At 70.1% G+C, this 26,565-nt stretch carries 24 protein-coding genes; 14 read left to right on the forward strand and 10 right to left on the reverse strand.

The window, feature by feature from the left end:
* Positions 1-166 precede the first annotated feature (166 nt).
* Both ABZ803_RS22770 and ABZ803_RS22775 read right to left on the reverse strand, forming a co-directional pair.
* The gene (locus ABZ803_RS22770; protein WP_357041514.1) at positions 167-1,366 is read right to left on the reverse strand and encodes a Cmx/CmrA family chloramphenicol efflux MFS transporter; all 1,200 of its coding nucleotides are present in this window, start codon (positions 1,364-1,366) and stop codon (positions 167-169) included.
* A 71-nt stretch (positions 1,367-1,437) separates the two neighbouring features.
* Complete coding sequence (locus ABZ803_RS22775; RefSeq protein WP_357041517.1) at positions 1,438-2,010, reverse strand: TetR/AcrR family transcriptional regulator; 573 nt, start codon at positions 2,008-2,010, stop codon at positions 1,438-1,440.
* A 158-nt stretch (positions 2,011-2,168) separates the two neighbouring features.
* Between ABZ803_RS22775 and ABZ803_RS22780 the strand changes: the two genes are divergently transcribed.
* Positions 2,169-2,570, forward strand: a complete 402-nt coding sequence (locus ABZ803_RS22780; protein ID WP_357041519.1) for a hypothetical protein — start codon at positions 2,169-2,171, stop codon at positions 2,568-2,570.
* A gap of 3 nt (positions 2,571-2,573) precedes the next feature.
* On the opposite strand, the gene ABZ803_RS22785 is transcribed toward ABZ803_RS22780, so the two are convergent.
* The gene (locus tag ABZ803_RS22785) at positions 2,574-3,191 is read right to left on the reverse strand and encodes a class I SAM-dependent methyltransferase (RefSeq protein WP_040865979.1); all 618 of its coding nucleotides are present in this window, start codon (positions 3,189-3,191) and stop codon (positions 2,574-2,576) included.
* Between the two features lie 200 nt (positions 3,192-3,391).
* Between ABZ803_RS22785 and treZ the strand changes: the two genes are divergently transcribed.
* Positions 3,392-5,134, forward strand: a complete 1,743-nt coding sequence (gene treZ, locus ABZ803_RS22790) for a malto-oligosyltrehalose trehalohydrolase (protein ID WP_357041523.1) — start codon at positions 3,392-3,394, stop codon at positions 5,132-5,134.
* 109 nt (positions 5,135-5,243) lie between these two features.
* A complete protein-coding gene (locus tag ABZ803_RS22795) occupies positions 5,244-6,494 on the forward strand; it encodes a serine hydrolase domain-containing protein (RefSeq protein ID WP_357041526.1) in 1,251 nt (416 codons plus the stop codon).
* Between the two features lie 403 nt (positions 6,495-6,897).
* Here ABZ803_RS22795 and ilvA read toward each other — a convergent pair whose 3' ends face one another.
* Entirely contained in the window at positions 6,898-8,253 is a 1,356-nt protein-coding gene (gene ilvA, locus ABZ803_RS22800; protein ID WP_357041529.1) for a threonine ammonia-lyase IlvA, read from the reverse strand.
* Between the two features lie 76 nt (positions 8,254-8,329).
* Positions 8,330-8,764 carry a nitroreductase family deazaflavin-dependent oxidoreductase gene (locus ABZ803_RS22805; RefSeq protein WP_357041532.1) on the reverse strand — a complete coding sequence of 145 codons (435 nt, stop codon included), beginning with the start codon at positions 8,762-8,764 and terminating at the stop codon, positions 8,330-8,332.
* Positions 8,765-8,851: 87 nt separating this feature from the next.
* Between ABZ803_RS22805 and ABZ803_RS22810 the strand changes: the two genes are divergently transcribed.
* Both ABZ803_RS22810 and ABZ803_RS22815 read left to right on the forward strand, forming a co-directional pair.
* Complete coding sequence (locus ABZ803_RS22810; RefSeq protein WP_357041535.1) at positions 8,852-9,085, forward strand: hypothetical protein; 234 nt, start codon at positions 8,852-8,854, stop codon at positions 9,083-9,085.
* Positions 9,086-9,178: 93 nt separating this feature from the next.
* Complete coding sequence (locus tag ABZ803_RS22815) at positions 9,179-10,393, forward strand: DUF2235 domain-containing protein (protein ID WP_357041538.1); 1,215 nt, start codon at positions 9,179-9,181, stop codon at positions 10,391-10,393.
* Here ABZ803_RS22815 and treY read toward each other — a convergent pair.
* From treY to ABZ803_RS22830, 3 genes are all read right to left on the reverse strand, one after another.
* Entirely contained in the window at positions 10,379-12,787 is a 2,409-nt protein-coding gene (gene treY, locus ABZ803_RS22820; RefSeq protein WP_357042005.1) for a malto-oligosyltrehalose synthase, read from the reverse strand. The genes ABZ803_RS22815 and treY overlap by 15 nt on opposite strands.
* A gap of 35 nt (positions 12,788-12,822) precedes the next feature.
* The gene (glgX, locus tag ABZ803_RS22825) at positions 12,823-14,943 is read right to left on the reverse strand and encodes a glycogen debranching protein GlgX (RefSeq protein ID WP_357041541.1); all 2,121 of its coding nucleotides are present in this window, start codon (positions 14,941-14,943) and stop codon (positions 12,823-12,825) included.
* Positions 14,944-15,192: 249 nt separating this feature from the next.
* Positions 15,193-16,119, reverse strand: coding sequence for a helix-turn-helix domain-containing GNAT family N-acetyltransferase (locus tag ABZ803_RS22830; protein WP_357041544.1), 927 nt, complete (start codon positions 16,117-16,119; stop codon positions 15,193-15,195).
* 167 nt (positions 16,120-16,286) lie between these two features.
* Between ABZ803_RS22830 and ABZ803_RS22835 the strand changes: the two genes are divergently transcribed.
* Positions 16,287-17,567, forward strand: coding sequence for an adenosylmethionine--8-amino-7-oxononanoate transaminase (locus tag ABZ803_RS22835; protein WP_357041547.1), 1,281 nt, complete (start codon positions 16,287-16,289; stop codon positions 17,565-17,567).
* A 4-nt stretch (positions 17,568-17,571) separates the two neighbouring features.
* On the opposite strand, the gene ABZ803_RS22840 is transcribed toward ABZ803_RS22835, so the two are convergent.
* A complete protein-coding gene (locus ABZ803_RS22840; RefSeq protein ID WP_357041549.1) occupies positions 17,572-17,943 on the reverse strand; it encodes a cupin domain-containing protein in 372 nt (123 codons plus the stop codon).
* Between the two features lie 59 nt (positions 17,944-18,002).
* Here ABZ803_RS22840 and ABZ803_RS22845 point away from each other — a divergent pair, with 59 nt between their 5' ends.
* Positions 18,003-18,485, forward strand: coding sequence for a MarR family winged helix-turn-helix transcriptional regulator (locus ABZ803_RS22845; RefSeq protein ID WP_357041552.1), 483 nt, complete (start codon positions 18,003-18,005; stop codon positions 18,483-18,485).
* Here the strand turns inward: ABZ803_RS22845 and ABZ803_RS22850 are convergent.
* On the reverse strand, positions 18,472-18,846 hold the full coding sequence (locus ABZ803_RS22850) for a hypothetical protein (RefSeq protein WP_357041555.1): 375 nt from the start codon (positions 18,844-18,846) through the stop codon (positions 18,472-18,474). The genes ABZ803_RS22845 and ABZ803_RS22850 overlap by 14 nt on opposite strands.
* A gap of 72 nt (positions 18,847-18,918) precedes the next feature.
* On the opposite strand from ABZ803_RS22850, the gene ABZ803_RS22855 reads away from it, so the two are divergent.
* The 7 genes from ABZ803_RS22855 (at position 18,919) to ABZ803_RS22885 (ending at position 26,349) form a co-directional block, all read left to right on the forward strand.
* Entirely contained in the window at positions 18,919-20,067 is a 1,149-nt protein-coding gene (locus ABZ803_RS22855; protein WP_357041558.1) for an 8-amino-7-oxononanoate synthase, read from the forward strand.
* Positions 20,064-20,738: a dethiobiotin synthase gene (gene bioD / locus ABZ803_RS22860; RefSeq protein WP_357041561.1), complete on the forward strand. Its 675-nt coding sequence runs from the start codon at positions 20,064-20,066 to the stop codon at positions 20,736-20,738. The genes ABZ803_RS22855 and bioD overlap by 4 nt, the downstream gene beginning before the upstream one ends.
* A gap of 355 nt (positions 20,739-21,093) precedes the next feature.
* Positions 21,094-22,257, forward strand: a complete 1,164-nt coding sequence (locus ABZ803_RS22865; protein ID WP_357041564.1) for an alpha/beta hydrolase — start codon at positions 21,094-21,096, stop codon at positions 22,255-22,257.
* A 63-nt stretch (positions 22,258-22,320) separates the two neighbouring features.
* Positions 22,321-23,412 carry an ABC transporter substrate-binding protein gene (locus ABZ803_RS22870; protein ID WP_357041567.1) on the forward strand — a complete coding sequence of 364 codons (1,092 nt, stop codon included), beginning with the start codon at positions 22,321-22,323 and terminating at the stop codon, positions 23,410-23,412.
* Positions 23,412-24,272 carry an ABC transporter permease gene (locus ABZ803_RS22875; RefSeq protein ID WP_357041570.1) on the forward strand — a complete coding sequence of 287 codons (861 nt, stop codon included), beginning with the start codon at positions 23,412-23,414 and terminating at the stop codon, positions 24,270-24,272. The genes ABZ803_RS22870 and ABZ803_RS22875 overlap by 1 nt, the downstream gene beginning before the upstream one ends.
* Positions 24,248-25,000 carry an ABC transporter ATP-binding protein gene (locus ABZ803_RS22880; RefSeq protein ID WP_357041573.1) on the forward strand — a complete coding sequence of 251 codons (753 nt, stop codon included), beginning with the start codon at positions 24,248-24,250 and terminating at the stop codon, positions 24,998-25,000. Before ABZ803_RS22875 ends, ABZ803_RS22880 begins: the two co-directional genes overlap by 25 nt.
* Complete coding sequence (locus ABZ803_RS22885; RefSeq protein ID WP_357041576.1) at positions 24,997-26,349, forward strand: LLM class flavin-dependent oxidoreductase; 1,353 nt, start codon at positions 24,997-24,999, stop codon at positions 26,347-26,349. Before ABZ803_RS22880 ends, ABZ803_RS22885 begins: the two co-directional genes overlap by 4 nt.
* Positions 26,350-26,565: the final 216 nt, after the last annotated feature.

Consider the following 26,565-nt stretch of genomic DNA (forward strand, 5'->3'; position numbering starts at 1 on the left):
TCGGGCTCCGCAATGGATGACGGTATGTCGTTTCGGTGCTGCCGGCGCTTGCGTCCGTGGCGGGGATGTCGACGGCCGGGCTGAACAGGCCCCACCGACCGCAGCAGCGGCCCTGCATCCGGCTGCACGGGGCCGGGGCAGGGCTGCTGCCTTTGCGAAGGAACTGTCAGACCATGTCGGCCAGTAGCGGGGCTGGTGTCGGGTCGGCGGCAGCTCGCACGAGCTCCTTGCGGTGCAATGCGTGGCTGCACGCCACGACGGCGAGTGCGGCCACGCCGAGAAGCACGCCGATCCAGGCCACCGCCGGGTAGTCGAGGCCCGCGCCGATGGCGAGACCGCCGAGCCAGGGGCCCGCGGTGATGCCGACGTTGAACGAGGAGATGTTCGTGGCTCCCGCGAGGGTGGGCGCGTCGCCCGCGAGGGTGAAGACGCGGCTGTTCAAGGTCGGGTTGATGCCGAACCCGAAGGCCCCCAACAGGAATGACGACAGCACGACGGGCGCGGGATGTTCCATCGTGAGGGCGAGTAGGGCCGAGGTGAGCACGCCGCCGGTGATGCCGACGTACAGGCTGGTGAGCGGGCGAGTGTCGGCGGTGCGCCCACCGACGGCGATGCCGAGGAACGCGCCGAGCCCGTAGACGCCGAGTACCACCGGGATCCAGCCGTCCGCCAGACCGGTGACGCGCGACAGCAGAGCGCCGAGGTAGGCGAAGGTGACCATCAGGGCGGCGATGGCGAGGGCGGTGGTGGCGTAGGACAGCCAGAGCGCGGGGCGCGTCATGGTGCGCAGTTCGGTGCGGATTCGGGGCGGCGCGCCGGTCCGTCCGCCGGGGATCTTCGCCAGCACGCCGATCCCGGCCGCCGCCGACAGCAGCGCCACCGCCCAGAACGCCGCCCGCCAACCCAGTTGCTGCCCGATCACGGTGCCCGCCGGGAGCCCGATGATGATGGCCAGGGTGAGCCCGCCCGCGACAATGCTCATCGCCTTGCCGCGCGCGCCGGCGGGAACCAGTCCGATCGCCGTCGTCGCCGCGACCGCCCAGAATCCGGCGTAGACGAACGCGCCGACCACCCGCGTCCCGAACAGCACCCAGTAGTCCGAGGTCAGCGCCCCGACCACGTGGCTGCCGACGAACACCGCGAGAAAGGCGAGCAGTGCGGTGCGCCGCGACCAGCGCAGCGTCGCCACGGCCAGCACCGGCGCGCCAACCAGCATGCCCAAGGCGAACCCCGAGATGAGCAGGCCCGCGCGCGGCACGGAGACGCCCAGGTCTGCGGCCATCTCGGTGAGCAGGCCCGCGAGCATCAGCTCCGAGGTGCCCTGGGCGAAGATCGACAAACCCAGGACGTAGATCGCCACGGGCATCGGTACCTCCTTATATTGTACTGATCTATCCAAAATGAGGGCACGGCAAAGCCGTCGCCAGGGTGGAAGGTTCAGAGCGCGTCGAGCGCGGTAGTCGCGATGGCGGCCAGTGTCTCGCGATCCGCGCCGCCGCGTGCGGCTACTCGCATGCCGCCGATGGTGGCGATCACGAAGTGGGCCAGGGCGGACGGCTTCTTGTCCGGTGCGATCTCGCCCGCGCGTCTGGCCGCTTCGAACGCGTCGGTCAGCACGGCGAGCCGTCGCTCCTGGTCGGCGGCGAGTACGGCGGCCAGTTCGGGGTCGCGCGGGGCCAACTCGATCGTCGAATTGACCACGAGGCAGCCGAGCGGGTCTTCCTCGGGAGCCTCGACGATTTGCCACAGCAGTGCGTGGACCTTCGCGCGCACCTCCGTCCGGCTGTCGAGCAGGTCGAATGTCGCTGCGTTCTTGGTCGTCATGTAGCGGCGCAGGGCGCGCTCGAACAGGTCGCGTTTGCTGGTGAAGGTGTTGTAGATGCTGCTGCGGCCCAGCCCGGTCGCGGCGCACAGGTCTTCGGTGGAGGTCGCTTCGTACCCCGTGCGCCAGAACGCGTGCATCGCCGCGTCCAGCGCGCGGTCCTCGTCGAACAACCTGGGGCGTGGCATGGGTTCACGCTAGCATGGTTTTGAACAGATCGTTACAGTATATTCTGGCGAGGCTCCGACCTGCGGTGTTCCGATGTCCAAGCGCCTGTTAAGCATTCGATTGGCGGGGTGGCGGACAGTTCTCGGCAAGTCGTCCACTCCCAGGAAAGAGGATCGTCATGCAAGCCATACTCCGGAGCCTGCGCCTGCTCGTACTCGGCGCCACCGTGCTCGCGACCGCGTTCGCCGTCGCGGCGGTCGGCGCGGGCGCCGCGAACGCGGGGTCGGTGTATGAGATCGAGTTCGCGCCGGGGAGCGACCACGCGTCCATCGACGGCGCGGTGGTTCGCGGCGACGCCGACACCTACGCGTTCGAGGCCCGGGCCGGGCAGACGCTGATCACGGAACTCACCTCGGTCGAGGGCAACGCGCGGTTCACCACCGCCGCCCCCGACGGAAGCGTCCTGTGCCTCGAGGAGACCTGGAGCCGGATCACCCTGCCGCGCAGCGGCTACTACACCATCTCGGTGGAGCCGAGTCGCGGCAACGCGACCTATACCTTGTCGGTCCGCATCGTCTGACCGTCAGGGCGACACCGCGACACCGAGCGTCTGGGCGACCAGGAAGCGGGGAGCGTGCTCCCCGTAGAACGACTCGGCGTCGCGGATCTCGAAACCGGCGTCTGTCACCAGACCGCGGATATCGCGGTTCAGGTGGCAGCCGCCGAACAGTCGTTTCTGGACCGGGTTCAGCCGGTTCTGCCACGCCCGCACCTTCTCGTCCGGCGCCAGCCCGTGTTCGACGAAATGCAGGGTCCCACCGGGGACGAGCACCCGGCGCACCTCGGCGAGCGCGGCGGCGATGTCGGGAATGGTGCACATCGTCCAGGTCGACAGCGCGCAGTCGAAGGTGTCGTCCGGGAAGGGCAGCGCCTGCCCGTCCAGCCCGGCCCGCTCGATCGGCACGGTGGCGGCGGTGACGCGGTCGCTCGCCAGCCGCCAGCCCAGATCGGCGGGCTCGACCGCACGCACCGACGCCACCGTCGCCGGGTAGAACGGCACGTTCAATCCCGAACCGAAACCGACTTCCACGACCTGCCCGTGCAGATCGGCGCAGGCCCGCTCGCGCAGCGGATCCAGGTCCCGCATCCCACAGGCCAGGTTGACGATCCGGGGAACCACGTGCTCCGCATAGACACCCACACCTCCACTCTTGCAGGCATCGCCCGTCCGGGCCAGGGCCTTACGGCCACAACCCGGTGCCCGCCCGGTCAGCGTGGTCGCGCGGACCGAGTGAAGCGACTTCGGCCGGTTGGCGGGCAAGCCCGAGCCGCAGGTGCCGCTGCGCCCGAGGCCGGTGTCCGTATCCGGCGGGCCGGGTGTGCCCGTGCGATGCTGGCGCGGTGACTTTGTTCGAGGTGTGGGCGCCGCGGCCGGAGGCGGTGCGATTGGATCTGGAGGGTGTCGTCCACTCGATGACGCGGTCGCCGGACGGGTGGTGGCGCACCGATATTCCGGCCGCGAGCGGAGCCAGGTACGGCTTCTTGCTCGATGACGACCCGACCGTGCTGCCCGATCCCCGCTCGCCGCGCCAGCCCGACGGGGTGCACGCCCGCTCGGCGCTGCACACCCTCGATCCGGCGGGGTGGACGGACGCGGACTGGACCGGGCGGCCGCACGCCGGGGCGGTCTACTACGAACTGCACATCGGAACGTTCACCCCCGAGGGCACCTTCGATGCCGCGATCGACCGGCTGGACCATCTCGTCGCACTCGGCGTCACCGTGGTCGAAGTGATGCCGGTGAACGCCTTCGACGGCACGCACAACTGGGGCTACGACGGCGTGCTCTGGTACGCGGTGCAGGAGAGCTACGGCGGCCCCGACGGCCTCCAGCGCTTCGTCGACGCCTGCCATTTGCGGGGACTGGCGGTCTGCCTGGACGTCGTCTACAACCATCTCGGCCCGTCCGGCAACTACCTGCCGCGCTTCGCGCCCTACCTGACCGAGGGCCGCAACACCTGGGGGCAGAGTCTCAACCTCGACGGCCCGCAGTCCGACCACGTGCGCGGATACATCCTCGACAACGCGGTGCGCTGGTTGCGCGATTTCCACATCGACGCGCTGCGCGTGGACGCGGTGCACGCCCTGGTCGACCGCACGGCCACCCACCTGCTGGCCGAGCTGTCGGTCGCCGTCGAGCGGCTGGCCACCCACGTGCGCAGGCCGCTGACGCTGATCGCGGAGAGCGATCTCAACGACCCGAAGCTGATCACCCCGCGTGCGGCAGGCGGCTACGGCCTGACCGCGCAGTGGAACGACGACCTGCACCACGCCGTGCACACCGCCGTCTCCGGTGAGCGGCAGGGCTATTACGCCGACTTCGGCTCGCTGCGCTGCCTGGCCCGCACCTTGAAGCACGGGTTCTTCCACGCCGCAACGTATTCCAGCTTCCGGGGCCGCACGCACGGCAGGCCGATCGATCGCGGCCTGATCCCGGGCAGCGCCCTGCTGGGCTACACCTGCGACCACGATCAGATCGGCAACCGGGCGCTCGGTGACCGCCCCAGCGCCTACCTGACCGACGGCCAGCTCGCGATCAAAGCCGCCCTCGTCCTGTGCGGGCCGTTCACGCCGATGCTGTTCATGGGGGAGGAGTGGGGGGCGCGCACGCCGTTCCAGTTCTTCACCTCGCACACCGACCCGGAAATCGCCGCCGCCACCGCATCCGGGCGCAAGAAGGAGTTCGCCGCACACGGCTGGCCCGCAGGCGAGGTGCCCGACCCGCAGGACGTGAAGACGTTCCTGCGCTCCAAGCTGGACTGGACCGAAGCCGACGAGCCGGAGCACGCCCGGCTGCTGTCCTGCTATCGCGCCCTGCTCGCCCTGCGCCGCGACCGGCCGGAGCTCAGCGACCCCTGGCTGACCCACGTTTCGGTGGACTACGACGAGGCCGCGCGATGGATCGTCGTGCGCCGGGGCACGCTGGCCCTGATGTGCAACCTCGGCGAGGACCAGGTCGCGATCCCGATCGCGGGCATCCCGCTGCTGTCCTGGGAATCCCCGACGATCGGCCCTTCCGCCACAACCGTTCCCGGCCACTCCTTCACCCTGCTGGAAACCGCGCTGCCCGGCCCGCGCCGATAGCGTGGAATCCCAGCTCCGGGCCGCCTTTCGGGCGGTTTCGGATTACGGGCGGGCAACTGTCCGAGACAGGCACTTTGCCGGAATCGTCCCATGCCATTACCGTGGAGAGATGAGCAACGTCGCTTCCGGGGACCTCGCGGTTCTTCCCCCGGGGATGGGTGGCAGCGCCGCCGCCGAATTCGCACCGTTCGTGCGTGCTTTCGCACGGGCGTTCGGCACTCGCCGGGGTGCGGGTGCGGCGTTCACGCTGCACCGGCACGGAGAGCCGCTGATCGACATCTGGATCGGTTCCGCCGGTGACGCTCCGTGGACCAGAGACACCGGCACGATCATCTTCTCGGCCACCAAGGGGATCGCCGCCACCGTCGTGCATCGTCTCGCCGACCGCGGGCTGCTCGACTATTCCGCCCCCGTCGCGGAGTACTGGCCGGAATTCGGCGCCAACGGCAAGCGCAAGATCACCGTCCGCCAGCTGCTCACCCACCGGGCGGGACTGTCCGCGCTGGCCCCGCTCGCCACCGGCGGACTGGCCGACGTGCTGGATCACGAGCTGATGGAGCAGCGCCTGGCCGCGGCGAAGCCCGACCGCCTGCTCGGCGTGCCCACCTACCACGCGCTCACCTTCGGCTGGCTGGTCGGCGGCTTGGCCCGCGCGATCACCGGCACGAGCCTGGCCCAACTGTTCCAGACGGAGGTCGCCGAGCCGCTCGGCATCGACGGCCTGCATCTGGGCAAGCCACCGGCCGACGCGGCGATCACCTACGCGCCGCTGGCGGGCACGCAGCTGAGCATGCTCGGAAGGCCGCTGGGGGCCGCGGTTCTCGGCCGTAGCCACCGGATTCCCGGCGCGCTCGGGGCCGCAACCCGCTGCCTGTTCCTGCCCGGTCTGGAAGCCATTCTCGAGGGCGCGAGCCCGCCGATCCTGGAGACCGAACTCGGCGCGGGCAACGGTGTGTGCACCGCGCCGGCGCTGGCCACGATGTACGGCGCGCTCGCCGGCGACGGCACCGTGGCGGGCGGCAGGTACCTCGGCCGCCGCACCATCAAGGCGCTGCGCCGGGTCGAGACCTATCAGCCCGACCGCGCGCTGTTCTACCTGCCGATGATGTGGCGGCTGGGCTACCACTCGCTGCCCGTGCCGGGCGCCCACGCCGGATTCGGGCACATCGGCCTCGGCGGTTCCTTCGGCTGGGCCGAACCCCGGCTCGGCCTGTCGGTCGGCTTCGTGCACAACCGGTTGTCCGCCGCGCAGCTCAGCTACGACCAGACGGCGGCATTCTGGCTGTTGCCGCTCATGATGAACTGCCTGCGCGCTTCCCGCCGCCGGATACCAGCGGTGGAAACGCCCAAGGCGGCCTGACCCTGCGGCGGTCCGCCCAAGGTGGCCTGACTCGGCGGCGGTCCGTAAGGCGGCCTGACCCAGGGCGGTCCGCCCAAGGTGGCCTGATCCGGCGGCGGTCCGTAAGGCGGCCTGACCCTGCGGTGGTCCGCCCAAGGTGGCCTGATCCGGCGGCGGTCCGCCCAAGGTGGCCTGACTCAGGGCGGTCCGCAAGGTGGCCTGATCCGGCGGCGGTCCGGCTGAGGCGGCCTGACTCGGCGGCGGTCCGGCTGGGGTGGGCTCGACCCGTCGAGGATGCGGCTGAGGTGGGCTCGACCCCTCGGGGATGCGGCTGAGGTGGAGTCGACCCGCCGAGGATGGGGCTCAGGCCGGGTCGACCCGCCGGACATCCCGCTCGGGTCGGCTCGAACCGCGGACAATTCGCTCAGGTCAGGTAGCGGTAGGCCGGGGAATCGGGCTCGAGGCGCTCGCACTGGATCGGGGAATGGTGCATCCGCTCCAGCAGCGGCCCCAGGCCGTCCGGGGCACCGAGTTCGATGCCGACCAGCGCCGCGCCCGTCTCCCGGTTGTTGCGCTTGACGTACTCGAACAGGGTGATGTCGTCCTCGGGGCCGAGCACCTCGTTGAGGAAACGGCGCAGCGCGCCGGGCTCCTGCGGAAAATCCACCAGGAAGTAGTGCTTGAGGCCGCTGTGCACCAGCGAGCGCTCGATGATCTCGCCGTACCGGGACACATCGTTGTTGCCACCGGACACCAGGCACACCACCGTCGACCCGGGCTCCACGCTGATCTCCGCCAGCGCCGTCGTGGTGAGCGCGCCCGCGGGCTCGGCGATGATGCCCTCGTTCTGATACAGATCGAGCATGGTCGTGCAGATCGCGCCCTCGTCGACCTGCATCATCTGGAAAGCGCCCGCGCCCCTGGGCGATTCGGTGACGGTCAGCAGCGGCAGCGAGGCGTGCGAGACCACTCGCCCGCCGAATCCGGCCACCGCGGCATACGGCACGGCGCCGACCCGGCGCACCGCGGCGCCGTCCACGAAGGGGTCGATCTCCGGCAGGGTGACCGGACCGCCCGCCACCAGGGCCGCCGTCATGGAGGCCGCGCCCGCGGGCTCGACGCCCAGGATGGCGGTGCGCGGGGAACGCGCCCGCAGATAGGTGCCGATACCGGCCAGGCAGCCGCCGCCACCCACCGGCACGATCACCAGGTCCGGCGTTCCGTCCAATTGCTCCAGGATCTCCGCTGCGATGGTGCCCTGACCGGCGGCGGTGCGCGCGTCGTCGAACGGCGGAACCATGGTCGCGCCGGTGCGCTCCACGTCGGCCGCGGCGGCCGCGGCGGCGGCGTCGTAGGTCTCGCCGACCGCGATCAGCTCGACGAACTCGCCGCCGTGCACCCGGATGCGGTCGCGCTTCTGCTTCGGTGTCGTGGTCGGGACGTAGATGCGGCCCTTGATCCCCATCGTCTGACAGGCGAACGCGACGCCTTGGGCGTGGTTGCCCGCGCTGGCCGCGACCACGCCCGCGGCGCGTTCGGCCTCGGTCAGCTGGATCACCAGGTTGTAGGCGCCGCGCAGCTTGTAGGAGCGAACCGCGCTGAGGTCTTCGCGTTTCAGATAGACGGTCGCCCCGGTGAGCTTGGACAGCCGCTCGCTGTGCTGGAGGGGGGTCGGATCGATGACGTCGGCAATTCGCTTGGCGGCAGCATCGATCTCGTCCGCGGTGAGCGCGGGGCGAGAAGCGGACAATGCGTCGAGGACATCAAGCGGATTGGACACCCCAATCATGGTGCCACCCGTCGCGCCGGTGAGCTGCGGCGGGTGGCCGTGACACGCTGGTCACCTGCGTAGGAAACTACCTGGGCGTGAGGACGAAGACGGGGATCTGACGGTCGGTCTTGGTCTGGTAGTTCGCATAGTCCGGCCACACCTCGACCGCGCGCTCCCACCACTGCGCCTTCTCTTCGCCGAAGACCTCGCGCGCGGTGTAGTCCTTGTTGACCGCGCCGTCACGCAACTCCACGTGCGGTTCGGCCTTGATGTTGTGGTACCAGACGGGGTGCTTCGGCGCGCCGCCCAAGGAGGCGACCACGGCGTACTCGCCGTTGTGCTCGACTCGCATCAGCGGCGTCTTGCGCAGCTTTCCGCTCTTCGCGCCCTTGGTGGTGAGCAGGATGATGGGCTTGCCCTGCAAGGTCGCGCCCTCGGTGCCGCCGGAGTTCTCGTACTTCTCGGCTTGCTCGCGGGCCCAGTCGGATGTGCTCGGTTCGTATTCACCTGTCAGTGGCATGTCTGCCGCAACACCGCGGCCGATCGGTGTGTTCCCTGCGACAAAAGTTCGCTGGCCCGAACTTCTTGTTCCGACTACCCTGAGGAGATGGCGGTCGTTCACTCTTCGGCGCGCGGCACCACGATCGACATCGCCGGTAGCGCGTGGCCGGCCTACAAGCTCGATGCACTCGTCGTCGGGCTGGCGACCTGCCTCGTCCTGGTCCTGATCACGGGCTCGCCGCAGATCGCGGTGCTGGCGGCGGCAGCGCTCGCGGCGGCGCGGTGGCTGATCGGCATGGCGCTCGCGGGTCTGGGCGAGCGGCCCGGCGACACGCCGTAGCGCACCCCGCATTAACGCTTTCCCGTCCCACGCGATGAATTCGAGTAGTGGAATACGCGGGTTTCGGTGGGACAGCAGCGGGAGGATCAGCGCATGAAACGTCTCGTTGTATGTTGCGACGGCACCTGGAAGGCCGAATCGAGCAGTACGGTGTCGAACATCGTCAAGATCGCGCAGACGATCCGCTTCGACGCGCCGGGCCCGGCGGGGGAGACGATCCAGCAGTGGGTCACCTACGTCTCCGGCCCGGGCGCCCGCGGCTTCCTCAGCGATCGCCTCCTGGGCGGCGCCTTCGGACTCGGACTCGAGGCCAACCTGTCGTCCGCCTACTGGCATCTCGCCCTGAACTGGGAAAAGGGCGATGAGATCTACATCTTCGGCTTCAGTCGCGGCGCCTTCACCGCGCGCAGCCTGGCCGGTCTGATCAGCCGGATCGGGATCATGACCCCGGAGGCGATGATCGCGGGCAGGTACCCGGACGCCTTGCGCATCTATCGGCAGCGCCCGCCCGCGCCGACGCCCGAGGACCCGGATCCGGCCGAGCCGGAGGAATGGCAGGAGTTCCGCCGGAAGAATTGCAGGAGAGCGAAGATCGACTTCCTCGGCGTGTTCGACACCGTCGGCGCGCTGGGCGTCCCCGGCGTCACCTCGCTGCGGCACCGCTTCCACGACGTCAAGCTCTCCCGCCACGTGCACTGTGCCCGCCAGGCGCTGGCCATCGATGAACGGCGGCGCAACTTCGAGCCGTCCCTGTGGGAGGTGCCGGTCGAACCGACCGTGAAGTACCGGCGCGGTTTCGAGCGGGTCAAGCAGGTGTGGTTCCCCGGCGTGCACACCGATATCGGCGGCGGCTACGCCGAATGCGGCCTGTCCGACGCGACGTTGCAGTGGATGGTCCGGGAGGCGGAGTCGGTCGGGCTGGCCTTCGACCGGGATCGGCTCGACGCGCTGTCCAAGCGCTGCGACACCACCAAGGGCGATCACATGCGGCTGCACGATTCGCTGAGCATCGGCTACCGCGTCCTGAATCTGGTGCGCACCCTGCGCAATCCGCGCAGCCGCCGCTTCCACTGGGATTCCTGGCGGCGGATCGCCACGCCCACCGATCAGGGCGTCCGGCTGTCGGTCAGCACGCAGGACGCGCTGGACTACCAGCCCGCGAATCTGCGGCGCTGGCGCGAAGAGCTGGGCGGTGTGATCCCGGAGAAGACCTTCGAGCAGGTGCGTGGCGATTTCGCGAAGGAACTCGAGCGGGTTCCCGCGGTGCCCGACGCGCCGCCCCCGCTCGAGCTCTCAGCGCACCAGTAGCGCGACGGGCAGCCTGCCGAACATCTTCTCCAGCCTGGCCCGGCCCTGGAAGGTGTGGCCGGTCAACCGGTCGGTCCAGCTGCCCGCGGGCAGGTCGAGGAACGTATCGCCCCACCCGGTCTCGGCCAGGCTCACGCTGTGCCTGGTGGCGGCGACGATGACCTCGGGCGGCTCGCCGGTGCGGCCGCGGGCATACGACACCACCTTGGCCGCGTGGTCGCCGGTGGCGAACAGCGGCCGGTACGTGCCGCCGACGAAGCAATCGGGACGTTCGCGGCGCAACCACAGCGCGTAGGCGACGATCCACATCTTCGCCGCGCCGGTGGTGTCCAGCGCCGGTGTGCCGGTGAGCGACTGGAGCATGCCCGCACGGGCGGCGAAGTCCACCGGCCTGCGGTTGTCCGGGTCGACGAGGGAGTCCTCCCACAGCTCACAGCCCTGGTAGACGTCCGGGATGCCCGGCCCGCACAGTTGCAGCAGTTTCTGCGACAGCGAGTCCGACCAGGCGTGCGGGGCCAGCTCGTGCACCAGGTCACCGAGTTCGGAGCCCACCGGCCCGTCGATCACCACGTCCAGCCACGCGTGCACGGCGGACTCGAACTCGGCGTCCGGCTCCTCCCAGGAGGTCTTGGTGTTCGCCTCCCTGATGGCTTTCTCGGCGAACGCGTGCAGGCGTTCGCGCAGGCCGGGCACCGAGGCGGCGGGTCTGCCGTCCGCGGGCCACACCCCGAACATGTTCTGTAGCAGGAACAGCGCCGTCGCGCCGTCCGGCGCCGGAGCGGTCTCCAGCCAGGAGTCGACATTGCGCGCCCAGGTCTCCGCGGCCTGGGACAGGACGCCGATACGGGCGCGCACGTCCTCGCCGCGTTTGGTGTCGTGCGTGGACAGTGTGGTCAAGGTCGCGGGCCACAGCTGCGCGCGCTGGCTATTGGACAGGTGGAATTCGTTGAGCGAGTGACCGAAACGCGCCGGATTGCCGCCGACCTCCTGCAACGAGACCAGCCGCGCGGCCTGGTAGAACATGGTGTCCTCGACCGCCTTCGCGGTCACCGCGCCGCAGACCTGGCTGAAGCGCACCGCCGCGGCCCCGTCGGCGGCCAGCGCCGCGACCAGGACCGCCAGCGGCGCGGTGAGCTCGCTGTTGCGCTTCTCCACCTCGGCGATCACCGCGCCCGCCATCCCGGCCAGCGGCGCGTAGTCGGCCCGGTACACCGGCATGAACGCCAGCACTTCGATGGTGGCGTTGGTCAGCGCCATGGTGTCGAAGCTCTCGGCGTTCGCATCCTGTTTGATGGCGGCGACCAGCCGCCGGATCTCCGGCGTCAGAATGGTTTCCGCGACCGCTCGCTTGATCCGGTGCTCGGTCTCGCCGATCCAGGCCCGGTCGCTGCCGTGCCCGGCGACCCGGCGCGAGAGTTCGGTGAGCGCGTGTTCCCCGCGCGGATCGATCAGCACGCCGCCGAAATCGGCCAGCGCCTCGTAGCCGGTGGTGCCGTCGATCGGCAGCGTCGCGTCCAACGGTTCGCGGTTGGCCAGGATCTTCTCCACCAGCAGCAACCGGTGCGGGCCGATCAGCCTGCGCAGCCGGGTCAGATAGCCTGCCGGATCGGCCAGACCGTCCGGATGGTCGATGCGCACGCCGTCGATCAGGTCGTGCTCGCACCACGCGGCGAGTTCCCGGTGGGTGACCTCGAAGACTTCCGAGTTCTCCTGCCGGATCGCGGCCAGGCTGCTGACCGCGAAGAACCGCCGGTAGGTGCACAGCCCGGCTTTCCAGCTCACCAGGCGGTAGTGCTGCTTGTCGTGGATGCGCAGGGCGTTGTCGCCGTCGGTGCCCGGCGCGATCGGGAAACGCAGATCGTGCAGCGCGAGCATGGGTTCGGCGCCGGATCGGTCCACGGTCAACGCGGCCGGATCGTTCTCGCTCTGCAACACCGGAAGCGCCAGCCGCCCGCCCGCGCCGTTGCCGGGACTCCAGTCGATGTCGAAGTACGGCGCGAACCTGGACTCTTGACCGTTCCGCAGGACGTCCCACCACCAGGCGTTCTGTCGCGGATCGGCCACTCCGACGTGATTGGGCACCAGGTCCACGATCAGTCCCATCCCCCGGCTGCGCACTTCGTCGGCGAGGGCTTTGAGCCCCGTCGGCCCGCCGAGGGCGGCGGAGACCGTGGTCGGATCCGTGACGTCGTAACCGTGCGTCGAGCCGTGCGTGGCGGTCAGGATCGGTGAGAGGTAGAGATGCGAAATGCCCAGCTGCTGGAGGTATTCCGCGATGGCGCGCGCTTCGGCGAAGGTCAGCGCGTCCGGTCGTAGCTGGAGCCGGTAGGCGCTGCGGATCGTCGTCTGGCGGGCGGGCTTGCGGCGCAGCGATACCGGGTCGGTCACGTGCATCTCGGTGGAATCGGGTGGGTTCATCAGCATTCTGGTCAGGAGGCCTGGCGGAGGACGAGGAGACAGCGAGCTTCGACGGTGACGGTCGCGCCACCGGGGTATCCGGCGTCGGCCAGGCCGGTCGGCGTCGAGCAATCCAATGCCACCGACCATTCCCCGCCGTCGCCGGTGCGGGGTAGCACGAAGTCGATAGCCTCGTCGTGGGCGTTGAAACACAGCAGGAACGAGTCATCGGTGATCCGTTCGCCGCGGGGGCCGGGCTCGGGAATCGCCGCGCCGTTGAGGTAGACCGCCAGCGATTTGCCGAATCCGCTGTCCCAGTCCGCTTCGGTCATCTCCTCACCGGAGGGGGTGAGCCAGGCGATGTCGCGGGCGCCGCCCGCCGAACGGGTCGGGCCGCCCGCCAGGAAGCGGCGGCGCCGGAAGACCGGGTGCTCGGTGCGCAACGCGATCACCGCGCGGGTGAATTCGAGCAGCTCGGCGTTCTCCTCCCGCAGCGACCAGTCCATCCAGGCCAGCGGCGAGTCCTGGCAGTAGACGTTGTTGTTGCCGTGCTGGGTGCGGCCCATCTCGTCGCCGTGCGCGAGCATCGGCACACCCTGGCTGAGCATCAGCGTAGCGAGCAGGTTGCGGCTCTGCCTGGCGCGCAGGGCGAGGATGCCCGGATCGTCGGTCGGCCCTTCGGCGCCGCAGTTCCACGAACGGTTCCAGCTCTCGCCGTCCCGGTTGTCCTCGCCGTTGGCCTCGTTGTGTTTCTCGTTGTAGGACACCAGGTCGTGCAACGTGAATCCGTCGTGCGCGGTGACGAAGTTGATGCTCGCGCTCGGCCTGCGGCCGGTGGCCTCGTAGAGGTCCGAGGAGCCGGTGAGCCGAGAGGCGAACTCGCCCAGCGTCGCCGGTTCGCCGCGCCAGTAGTCGCGCACGGTGTCGCGGAACTTGCCGTTCCATTCCGTCCACAGGCCGGGGAAATTGCCGACCTGGTAGCCGCCCTCGCCGACATCCCACGGTTCGGCGATGAGCTTGACCTGGCTCACCACCGGATCCTGCTGCACCAGGTCGAAGAACGTCGAGAGCCGATCCACGTCGTGCAGCTCCCGCGCCAGCGTCGCGGCCAGATCGAAGCGGAAGCCGTCGACGTGCATCTCCAGGACCCAGTAGCGCAGCGAGTCCATGATCAGCTGCAAGGTGTGCGGGTGGCGCACGTTGAGGCTGTTGCCGGTGCCCGTGTAATCCATGTAGTGCGAGGGATCGTCGTCGACCAGCCGGTAGTAGGCGGCGTTGTCGATGCCGCGGAAGCCGATCGTCGGACCGCGATGGTTGCCCTCGGCGGTGTGGTTGTAGACCACGTCGAGGATCACCTCGATGCCCTCGGCGTGCAGTGCGCGCACCATCGCCTTGAACTCGGTGACCGCCGACCCGGCGCGGTCCATCGCGGCGTACCCGTTGTGCGGCGCGAGGTAGCCGAAGCTGTTGTAGCCCCAGTAATTGCGCAGTCCCTGGTCCAACAGCACACGGTCGTGCAGGAACTGGTGCACCGGCATCAGCTCGATCGCGGTGACGCCCAACCCCTTCAAGTGATCCACGATCGCGGGGTGCGCGATGCCCGAGTAGGTGCCGCGCAATTCCTCCGGCACGTCGGGATGGGTCATCGTCATGCCTTTGACGTGCGCCTCGTAGATCACGGTCTCGTGATAGGGGCGGTTGGGCGCGCGGTCGGCGCCCCAGTCGAAGTACGGGTTGATCACCACGCCGGTCATGGTGTGGCCGAGCGAGTCCAGTCCGTAGGTGTAGAGCGAGGGGTCATCGTCGAAGTCGCCGTCGAACGCCTTGCCGTAGGGATCGAGCAGCAACTTGCTCGGGTCGCAGCGCAAGCCGCGGTCGGGGTCGTAGGGGCCGTGCACCCGGAATCCGTAGCGCTGACCGGGATCGATCGCGGGAAGGTAGGCATGCCAGACATAGCCGTCGACCTCGTCGAGCGCGATCCGCGTCTCGGCGCCGTCCCCGTCGATCAGACAGAGTTCGACCGCGTCGGCAACCTCCGAGAACACCGAGAAATTGGTGCCCGCGCCGTCGTAGGTGGCCCCGAGGGGATAGGCGGTGCCGGGCCAGACACCCAGTGGGGTCGCGTCGCCGGGCGCTGCGTCGGGCTGAGCCATGGCAACGACAGTAGCGCCAGCGGGGCATTTCGCAGTGCGGGTGGTTCCGGCCGACCGGATCAGGGGAGGTCGAAGGCGTTTTCCGGCCAGCGGCGGCGGTAGCCGAGAAGTGCCGCGACGCGCGCGACACCGCCGGGTGCGGCCCGTCGCGGGAAGGCCGGACACGGCCGGGTAACCGTCCCGGTTGCCCCTCGAGCGTGTCGGGCAGGGGGCGAGCGGAGAGGGTATGGCCCCCGCGGTGTTGGCGCGTCAATCTCCGGGGGTGAGCGCCCGCCGCCAGGTCTGGCCGACCAGGTCGTGACCCCAGCTGTGGTGCGGGGTCTGGTCGACGAGCTCGAAGCCCGCCCGTTGGTAGACGCGCCGCGCCGCCGTGAGCACGTCGTTGGTCCACAGCACGATCTCGCGGTAGCCGGCCGCGGTGGCGAAGCGCAGGCACTCGCCGACGAGCGCCGAACCGACGCCGAGGCCGCGGGCGGTGGGCTCCACCAGCAGTAATCGCAGCCGCGCGGTGCTGTCGTCCTCGCGAACGCAGAAGACGCTGCCCACCGGGTGACCGTCCGCTTCCGCTATCCAGGCGCGCTCGCGCCGCTCGTCGCGGGAAGCCAGGTAATCGGCCACGATGCGCACGATCAGTTCCTCGTAGGTCGCGTCCCAGCCGTATTCGTTCGCGTAGAGCTCCGCATGGCGCTGGATGACCCAGCCGTAATCGCCGGAGCGTGGGGCTCGCAGCGAGAAGGCGGGCGCGGCGGCGGGCCGGTCCAGAATCCGCTGGATGGTTCGCATCGCCGTGATCAGCCGGACCCGATTGGCTCGCGGTTGCCCGTCGAGCAGCGCGCCGACTTCGTCGCTGGAGCGTTGATCGAGCGTCGCGAAGACCTCCCTGCCCCGGTCGGTCAGCCGCACCTCTTGGCGGCGGCCGTCGGTGCCGGAGCGATTGCGCCGCACGAGACCGGACTGTTCGAACCGGGCCAGGATGCGGCTGAGGTAGCCGGCGTCGAGGTCGAGCGCGCGCCGCAGCGCGACCACTTCGGTCGCGTCGGATGCCGCCAGTTCGAACAGGATTCGCGCCTCGGTCAGCGAGTACCGGCTGTCGTGCAGTCCCTCGCCCAGTACGCCGATCACCCGGGTGTAGTGGCGGTTGAACTCGCGGACGGCGGCGATGTCGGCGGCGGTCACGTCTGCTCCAATCTTTGACTGAGTCAAAGAATATCTCGGGGCGGCCCACGGGGTCGGGAAACGGCCGGACTCCGCCGACCTGCCCGAGGGGGCCAACCAGCTCGGGTGCTAACTTGAACGGCGTTCAAGCCGCCCCGGACGGCCGGGGCCGTGACGCGAGGATTCCTGTGGCACTGACCCCCGACGAGATCACCGCACTCGACGCCGAACACGTCTGGCATCCCTACGGTGGTTTCCCGGCGACGACCGAACCGCTGGTGGTGACCGCCGCCGCGGGCACCAGGCTGACCTTGGCCGACGGCCGCGAGCTGGTCGACGGCATGAGTTCCTGGTGGGCCGCCATCCACGGTTACCGGCATCCGGTGCTCGACGCCGCGCTGGTCGACCAGTCGCGGCGGATGAGCCACGTGATGTTCGGCGGGCTCACCCACGAGCCCGCGGCCCGGCTGGCCGAACTGCTGGTCGAATCGACACCGGCCGGGCTGGAGAAAGTGTTCCTGTGCGACTCCGGGTCGGTGTCGGTCGAGGTCGCCGTGAAGATGTGCCTGCAGTACTGGCGCTCGCTGGGCAAGCCGGAGAAGCGGCGGCTGCTCACCTGGCGCGGCGGGTACCACGGCGACACGTTCACGCCGATGAGCGTGTGCGACCCCGACGGTGGCATGCACTCGCTGTGGACCGACGTCCTGGTGAACCAGGTGTTCGCGCCGGTGCCACCGAGTGAGTACCGGCCGCAGTACGCGGCGGAACTGGAGCGCCTGATCGCCGCGCACGCGGGTGAACTCGCGGCGGTCGTCGTGGAGCCGCTCGTCCAGGGTGCGGGCGGGATGCGCTGGCATCACCCCGGCTATCTCACCGACCTGCGCAGGCTGTGCGACGAACACGGAGTGCTGCTGGTCTTCGACGAGATCGCGACCGGATTCGGCCGCACCGGCACGCTGTTCGCGGCCGACGTGGCCGGGGTGAGCCCGGATGTGATGTGCGTCGGCAAGGCGCTGACCGGCGGCTATCTCACCCTCGCCGCCGCGCTGTGCACCACGCGGATCGCCGAGACGATCAGCGCGGCGCACGGCGGGCTCATGCACGGTCCCACCTTTATGGGCAACCCGCTGGCCTGCGCGGTCGCCGTCGCGTCGATCGAGTTGCTGCGCTCGCGCGACTGGCGCGGCGAGGTGGCCCGGATCGAGGCGGAACTGGCGGCGGGCCTGGCTCCGGTGCGCGGCCTGCCCGGTGTGGTGGAGGCGCGGGTGCTCGGCGCGATCGGTGTGATCGAGCTGGACCGTCCGGTGGACATGCGCGCCGCGACCGACGCGGCGGTGGCCGCCGGGTTGTGGCTGCGTCCGTTCCGCAACCTGGTGTACACCATGCCGCCGTTCATCAGCACCTCCGGCGACATCGCGACGATCACCGCCGGGATGCGCGCCGCGGTGGCCGTGCAAACCGCTCGGTGACCGGTCAGGCGATCCACGGCGGGACGATCGTGCCGTCGCCGTCCGGTGTTCCGGCCCGGGCGCCCGCCGGTGCGGTGACGATGGCGGTGAAGCCGTTCCCGGTGCGCACCTGCCGCAGGACGTTCGCCGGGAGGATCACGGTATCGCCCTCGGCGGCAGTGAGTTCCGTGCCGTCGAGCGCGATGTCGATGCGTCCGGCCAGGACGGTCCAGATCTGTTCGGCGTCGATGAAGTGCAGCGGTCCGGCCGTGTCCGCGGGTACCTCGACCCGCCACAGCGCGAGCCCGGAGCCGCCCTGGGTGGGCGAGGCGAGTGTGGTCATGACGCCGCCCGGGGTTTCGGTGCGGCGGGTGTCGGAGTGTCGGATGACGGTCATCGGGCTACCACCTAAGATAGACAACATGGTTGTCTATATAGTCAACGAGGTTGTCCATCATGTCAAGTGACGCGGGTGGCTACGAGTTGCCGCTGCGCATGCTGCTCGGCTTCCGCGCCGTGGTCGATGAGGTGCACGCCGAACTGGCCGAGCACGGGCACGCCGAGTTGCGGCCGATGCACGGCTTCGTCTTCCAGGCGGTCGGCCGCGCGGGCGGGCCCTACGGTTGCACGGCCGCGGACCTCGGGCGCGCGCTCGGCGTCTCGAAACAAGCCGCCGGCAAGCACATCGAGACGCTCGAGCGGCAGGGCTACCTGCGCCGTGGGCACGATCCGACCGACGCGCGCCGCAAGGTCTACACGCTGACCGAACGCGCCGAGGATGTCTTGACCCGATCGGCGTGCGCCTTCGACCGGATCCACGACCGCTGGGCGAACTTGCTCGGCGCGCACCGGCTGGCCGAGTTGGAACGCGATCTGCGCATGCTGACGCCCGGCGAAGTGTTCCGGCTCGATACGCCGAATTGGTTCACCGGTCCGTGAGCCGGTCGTGCGGGGTGCCGGGGTTCTCCGGACGATCGCTGTCCGAGACCATCTCCCACACCCGGAAGATGCAGTGGTAATCGTCCGACCAGCCACGAACCATCAGCAAGTAGGTGTCGCCGTCGCGCAGGACGATGCGGCGGCCGCGCAGTTTGGGATGTTCGGGAGTGTAGGTGGGCAGCACGCCGGCCAGCTTCGCCAATGCCTGCGCGCGCGTGCCGACCACTTCGGTGAGAATCCGGGGTGACCAGCGCTTCTGCTCGCCCGAGCCCGTTGTTTCCTCGACGACTATCGCCCACCGCGGCATCCGGCCGTGTTCCTCCCCGGTGAAACTTCGCCACCGCAGGCCGGTGACAACCACCAACGTTGGCTCAACGGTACCAGCGGGCGGTGGGCGGGCGTCCTGAACAGCGTTCAAGTATGCTGCGGAGCTGTGACTACCGATCCGCTGAGCTGGTTGGACGAACGCGAGTCCGCGCGCGTGGCCGCGGGACTGCGCCGCGAGCTGCGTCCGCGCGCCGCACAGGCGCCGTCGATCGACCTCGCCTCCAACGACTATCTGGGCCTGGTCCGCCATCCCGAGGTGATCGAAGGCGCCATCGACGCGGTGCGCCGCTGGGGCGCGGGGGCGACCGGGTCGCGCCTGGTCACCGGCACCACCGCGGAGCACGAACTGCTGGAGACGGAGCTGGCCGAATTCGTCGGCGCCGAAGCGGGACTCGTGTTCGCCTCCGGGTACGCGGCCAACCTGGGCGCGGTCACCGCGCTCGCCGGGCGCGGCTCGCTCGTGATCTCCGACGCCGGTAGTCACGCCTCGCTGGTGGACGCGTGCAGGCTGTCGCGGGCCCGGGTGGAGATCGCGCCGCATCGCGACGTCGCGGCGGTGGACCGGCTGCTGAGGGAGCGCACCGAGGAACGCGCGCTGGTCCTCACCGATTCGGTGTTCAGCGCCGACGGCGATCTCGCGCCACTGACCGAACTGCACCGGGTGACCAGGGCCAACGCGGCGGTGCTCGTGGTGGACGAGGCGCACGGCCTCGGCGTGCGCGGCGCGGGCGGACGCGGGCTGGTGCACGAGAGCGGGCTGGCCGGTGCGCCGGACCTGGTGATCACCGCCACGCTGTCGAAATCCCTTGCCGCGCAGGGCGGTGTGGTGCTGGCCAGCGCGCGGGTGCGCGCCCACCTCATCGATGCCGCGCGCACGTTCATCTTCGATACCGGTCTGGCGCCCGCCGCCGTCGGCGCCGCGCGGGCCGCGCTGCGCCTGCTGCGCTCCGAACCGGAGCTGTCCGATCGGGTGCTGGCCCGCGCCGCCGACATCGCCCGGATCGCCGGGGTGCCCACGCCGCCGTCGGCGGTGGTGTCGGTCGTGCTCGGCCCGGCGCAGGTGGCCTTCGACGCCGCTCAGGCCTGCCGGGCGCGCGGGCTCGACGTGGGTTGCTTCCGTCCGCCGACGGTTCCGGAAGGTACATCGCGACTGCGCCTTACCGCGCGGGCGAACCTCACCGCGGCCGAACTCGACGCCATCGCGGCGGTGCTCGGCGAGGTGCTGGCGGAGGCGCGTGAGGCGGTGCCCGCGTGACCGTCCTGCTGATCACCGGAACCTCCACCGACGTCGGCAAGACCGTCGTCACCGCGGCCGTCGCCGCCGTGGCGCGGGCAAGCGGTCGTTCGGTGGCGGTGTGCAAGCCGGGCCAGACCGGTGTCGCGGCAGGCGAACCGGGTGACCTCGCGGAGATCGAGCGACTGTCCGGCGTCACCAGGACGGTCGAACTCGCCCGCTACCCGGACCCGTTGGCGCCCGATACCGCCGCCCGCCGCGCCGGGCTGCCGGAGCTGACGCTCGCCGACACCGCCGCCGCCGTCGACTGCCTGGCGGACGCCGACCTGGTCCTGGTCGAGGGCGCGGGCGGACTGCTGGTGCGCCTGGGCGATTTCACCTTGCTCGACCTCGCCCAGAAACTCGGCGCACCCGTCCTGCTGGTCACCGCCGCCGGGCTGGGCACGCTCAACCACACCGAACTGACCACCCGCGCACTGCGATCGGCGGGCGTGCGGTGCGCGGGCCTGGTGATCGGCTCCTGGCCCGCCGAACCGGACCTCGCCGCCGAGTGCAACCGCACCGATCTGCCCCGCGTCACCGGCGTCGACCTGGTGGGCTCGGTGCCCGAAGGCGCGGGCGGCTGGCAGCGCGCGCGATTCACCGCCGCCGCCGCGGGGTGGTTCGATCCCGCCTGGTCGCCTTTCCGCTGACGAGCCGGACCGGTTGTGACATACCTCCGACGAACCCGCCGGCACCGGCAAGACCACCGCGCACGGTCGTTCGCACGGCTGGTCCCGTAGGAACAGTGAGGCAGATCATCTCGTGCGAACCCGTCGACCCTGCGGCGACCGCTGAGCAAAACCATCGCCTGCTCGCTGCACGACCCCGGGGGCGGCACCGATGTCGAAGTCAGCGTACGGCGCAGTGGCCGGAAGCCGTCACGCCCGAAGACAAGGACCCGGTCGGTGCGTCTCGTCGGGCAAACCGGCGGCCGTGCCCGCGGTGGCACGCTGAGCGGTAGCGGGTTCGTGGCGACCCTCCGCACCCGTGCCTACAGTGGGATGGATGTCGCCGATGGACGCCCGGCACCCGTCCACCGTCTCCGACTGGGACGACGCGCGACGCCGAGCTCGGCTGCGGGACACGAGCCTGGGGCACGGGTGGAAGACGTTGCGCCGTACCAAGGTGACGCTGCTTCGGGTGACCGCACTGCTGCTGGCCGGACTCGTGGTGTTCGCGCAGTACTGGAAGTACGATGTCGCGCCGGAACAAGCGCGACTGGCGCGCACCGAGCCCGCCATCCTGCCCGTCGCCCCGCCGGTGGACTCGCAGAACTGGGACACCGTCGTGGTGGACCTGGTCGGGCTCGGCGGGCTCGACGCCACCGACACCGCCGCCGCGCTGCCCGCGCTGCGCCGGATGGGCATGGTGTGGGCGATCCGCTACGACAACCAGGGCATCGACACCAAGGTGATCGCCGACCTCATCGTGCGCGCCGCCGAACTGTCCGGCCTGCGCAACGTCGTGCTCGTCGGCCACAGCATGGGTGGCGTGATCGCCCTCGAGGTCGCCGAGCACATCCACCGCGACAGCGACCGCAGGCTGGCCGGGGTCATCCTGGACTGCACGCCGGTGGACTTGAACGCGGTCCGTCCGGAGAGCCGCGGTCGCGGGGAGGACATGCTGCGCTGGATGGGCTGGTTGCCCGGCGCCCGCGAAAGCCGTGCCCTGCGGCTGGCCGTCGAGACCTATGCCCGCCGGGACCGTTTCCTCGACCGCGGTGACGGGCCGCTCGGGCTCGAGTTCGGCAAGCTCGGCGAGGTATTGGCGGAAGTGATGCGGGACAAGATCGTCTCGCGCGACGCCGCGAGCAACGGCCTGATCGAATCCCAGTTCACCGCGATCGTGGCCGGTGGCGCGACCGACGACTTGCGCACGCTGGCCCAGCCCGTGGCCGACAAGCCGCGACCCGCCATCGTCTTCATCCGGCCGCGCGACGCGCGCGCCGACCGCGTGGTCGACGTCGAGTACTCCCACCGGGCGCTGATCGAACAATCCGGCGGCGTGGACGGCACGCTGCTGGTGGTGCTCGCGCGAAACACCGGGCACGCCAACCCGATGCAGCGCCCGCGGGAATACAACACGGTGATCGAGCAGCAGATTCTGCCGTTCCTGCAGCGCTACCAGCAGCAGGTCCGGTCCACGATGGTGGCCGCGCCGCCGCGCTGAGGGGTTCGAACCAGGCTGAGACAAACCGTATCCCGGCCGGTTTCCCCTTGCTGTAATTCGCCTATGTTCCGACCAAGTACGTTCCGGTCCGGCCGCCGCGGCCGCACGACCGCCGCATTGCTCGCCGTGGCAACCGTTGCGACACTCGGACTCACCGGCTGCGCGAAGGACGACGAGCCGGTCGGTCCCACCGCCGACGGACCACTGCCCACCGAGATTCCCGCCGGGACCACCCTCGTGGTCGCCGACCAGTCCGAGCGCCTGCAGTCCGTCCTGCGCATCTCCGGAGAACTCGACAAGCTTCCGTTCAAGGTGGAGTTCGCCAACTTCGTCGGCGGCCCCGCCATCCTGGAGGCGTTCCGCGCGGGCGCCGCCGACGTCGCGCAGGTCGGCGACGTCCCGCCGATCCACGCACTGGTGGCGGGGCAGGACGTGCCGATCGTCGCGTCCTACCAGACCAGCACCACCGCCTTGAAACTCGCGGTGGCGCCGGGCAAGTCGGTGTCGAAGCTCACCGATCTGAAGGGCAGGAAGATCGCCTACGCCGAGGGCACGGCCCAGCAGGCCGCCGTGCTGCGCGCCATCGACAAGGCCGGGCTCACCACCTCCGACGTGCAGCTGATCCGGCTGCAGCTGGCCGAGTTCCCCGATGCCGTGCGCACCGGCCAGGTCGATGTCGCGCCACTGATCGAGCCGAACGTCACCCGATTCCTGCGCACACCGGGCGCCTCGCTGGTCCCCGACTCCGAGACCGCGGGCATCTACGGCGGCCTCGCCTACCTGTATGCCCGTCGCGCCGTCGTGCGGGATCCGGCGAAGGCGGCCGCCACCCGCGCGTTGGTCGGTGCGTTCGTCCGGGCCTACCAGTGGGCCAACACCCACCCGGAGGAGTGGGCGCGCCGGTACTACGTGGAGAACCAGAAGGTGAGCGCCGACGACGCCCGGCGCATCGTGGACTCGCTGGGCACCTATGTCTTCCCGCATCTGGACCAGCAGCTCGTCGACCGCCAGCAGTCCACCATCGACGCCATCGCCAAGGCGGGCGAACTGCCCAAGAAGGTGCGGGCGGCCGACGGTTTCGACCTGCGCTTCGACGCCGCGATCACCCAGGCGGTCAGCGAGAGCGGCGCGTCGTTCGAACCGAAGGCGCGCTGATGGCCACTCTGGACGTCGCGGTGCTGCGCCGCATCGGCCTCGGCCGCTCCGCGCAGCCGATACTGGCGAAACGCAAACCGGCCCGGCCGCGCCTAGGGCCGGGCCGCCCGATCCCGTTCGGTATCGCGGTGGGACCCGCGCTGCTTGTCGCCGCGTGGGTGGCCGGTTCCGCCACGGGCACAGTGGATCCGGAAACCCTGCCCGCACCGTGGACGGTCGCCGGGACCGCCGGTGACCTGATCGCCGACGGCCGTCTGCAGAGCAATCTGCTGACCTCCGTGCAGCGCGCCGCGATCGGGCTCGGGCTCGGCGTGGCGATCGGCCTGGTGCTGGCGCTGCTGGCCGGGCTGAGCCGCGTCGGTGAAGCGTTGGTGGACGGGCCGATCCAGATCAAGCGCGCCATTCCCACCCTGGCGCTGATCCCGCTGTTCATCGTGTGGTTCGGCATCGGCGAGGAGATGAAGCTGGTGGTTATCACCACCAGCGTGGCGATCCCGATCTATCTGAACACCCACGCGCACCTGCGCAGCGTCGACGCCAGGTACGTGGAACTCGCCCAGACGGTGGGGCTGTCGCGGTGGGGATTCGTCCGGCGGATCGCGCTGCCCGGATCGCTGCCCGGCTTCTTCACCGGCCTGCGGCTGGCCGTCACGATCTCGTGGCTGGCGCTGGTCGTGGTGGAACAGGTCAACGCCACCAGCGGCATCGGCTATCTGATGACCCAGGCCCGCACCTACGGCCAGATCGACATCATCGTCGTCGGCCTGGTGATCTACGGCCTGCTCGGCTTGTTCGGCGACATCCTGGTGCGGGCGGCGGAAAGGAAGGCGCTGTCATGGCGGCAGACACTCGCGGACTGAACGTCGTGCGCGCCCGGCGGCTGCGCCGTGGCTTCGGCGACCGCGTGGTGCTGCGCGACCTCGATATCGACATCGCCCGCGGCGAGTTCGTCGCACTGCTCGGCCGCAGCGGGTCGGGCAAGAGCACCCTGCTGCGGGCGCTGGCCGAATTGGACTACGACGTGCCGGGATCCGGCGAGCTGAGCGTGCCCACCGAGCGTTCCGTGGTGTTCCAGGACTCCCGGTTGCTGCCCTGGGCGCGCGTGCTGGACAACGTGACCCTCGGTCTCGGTGGTCCGGACGCGGCCGGTCGCGGCCGCGCGGCGCTGGCCGAAGTCGGGCTCGCCGGCCGGGAGGGAGCCTGGCCCAAGGAGCTGTCCGGCGGCGAGCAACAGCGCGTGGCCCTGGCGCGTTCGCTGGTGCGCGAACCCGAACTCCTGCTGGCGGACGAGCCGTTCGGCGCGCTGGACGCGCTCACCCGGATCAAGATGCACGCGCTGCTGCAAGACCTGTGCGCGAAACATCGGCCCGCCGTCCTGCTGGTCACCCACGACGTGGACGAGGCGGTGCTGCTCGCCGACCGCGTCCTGGTGCTCGACGACGGGCGCATCGCGGTGGACCAGCGCATCGACCTGGAACGTCCACGCCGCCACGGCGATCCCGCGTTCCTGCGACACCGATCCCTGCTGCTGGCCAGCCTGGGCGTCGACGTCGCGAACACACCTACCGACGAGAAGAAAGCCTCATGACGACCGCACCGCGCCAACTCAGCCTCAACGCCTTCATCTACCCCTCCGGCCACCACGAGGCCGCCTGGCGCCATCCGTGGAGCAGCCCCGAGCGGATCTACGACGTCGCCTACTACCAAGAGATCGGACGCACCGCCGAAGCGGCGAAGCTGGACGCGGTGTTCTTCGCCGACGGCCCCGCGCTGCGCACCAATGTTCGGCACAACGCGGCCTCCGGCCTGGAGCCGATCACCCTGCTCACCGCGATCGCCACGGCCACGTCGCATCTCGGCCTCATCGCCACCGCCTCGACCACGTACTACGAGCCCTACAACCTGGCCAGGCTGTTCTCCACGCTGGATCACATCTCCGGCGGCCGCGCGGGCTGGAACATCGTCACCACCGGAACCGATCTCGCCGCGGCGAACTTCGGCCTGGACAAGCATCCCGACCACGCCGAACGGTACGCGCGGGCACGGGAATTCGTGGACGCTGTGGTCGCGCTGTGGGACAGCTGGGAGGACGACGCCATCGTCGACGACCGGGCTTCCGGCGTGTACGCCGACCCGGACAAGATCCATCCGATCGACTTCGAGGGCGAATACCTGCGGGTGCGCGGGCCGTTCAACGCGCCGCGCACCCCGCAGGGCTACCCGGTGCTGGTGCAGGCGGGCGCGTCGAACGACGGCCGGGCGTTCGCGGGCAAGTACGCCGAGGCGATCTTCACCGCGCATCAGCGGCTCGGCGACGCGCAGGCGTTCTACGCCGACATCAAGGAACGGGCCCGCGGTTTCGGGCGCGATCCCGAGCACGTCAAGGTCCTGCCCGGGATCAGCCCGTTCATCGCCGACACCGAGGCCGCGGCCAAGCGATTGGAACGGGAGTTCAACGAGCTCACCGTGCCGGAATACGGGTTGGCGCAGCTGGAGGGCATCGTCGGGATCAGCCTGCGGCACCTGCCGCTGGACGAGCCGATCCCGGTCGACTTGTTCGACGCGGCGGGCGATGTGACCGACAACGGCCAGAGCCGGTTGCAGGTCGTCGCGGGCATCGTGCAGCGCGAACGCCCGACCGTGCGCGGCCTGCTGCACCGCCTCGCCGGTGCGCGCGGCCACCGGGTGTTCGCCGGAACCCCCGAACAGGTCGCCGACACCATCGAGGAATGGTTCCGCAACGGCGCCGCCGACGGCTTCAATGTGATGCCGCCGTACTACCCGGGCGGATTGGAAGTCTTCGCCGAAACGGTCGTGCCGATCCTCCAGGAGCGCGGGCTGTTCCGCACCGAGTACACCGGCACCACCTTGCGCGACCACTTCGGCTTGCCCCGCCCCGACAGCCGCTTCGCCCGCCGGCCCGCGCTCACGCGGTGATCGACGCGGACGAAAAGTATTGTCCCACTGAGCTATCGGTGCGTCGCGTGGTGACCCTGCACCGGGTGTCCGGTGGACGTGTTGCAACGCTCCGAGCCGACGGCGTCGACTTCGCCGAAGGTATCCGATCCGCGGCACGCACCCGCTGCGGGCTTGTTTCGAGGTTCGGTTGCGAGCGACATACGACCGGTCGGCGCGGGGCCTCGCAGCAGCGGG

It is taken from the genome of Nocardia sp. NPDC047648, assembly GCF_040642815.1.
GTDB lineage: Bacteria > Actinomycetota > Actinomycetes > Mycobacteriales > Mycobacteriaceae > Nocardia > Nocardia gamkensis.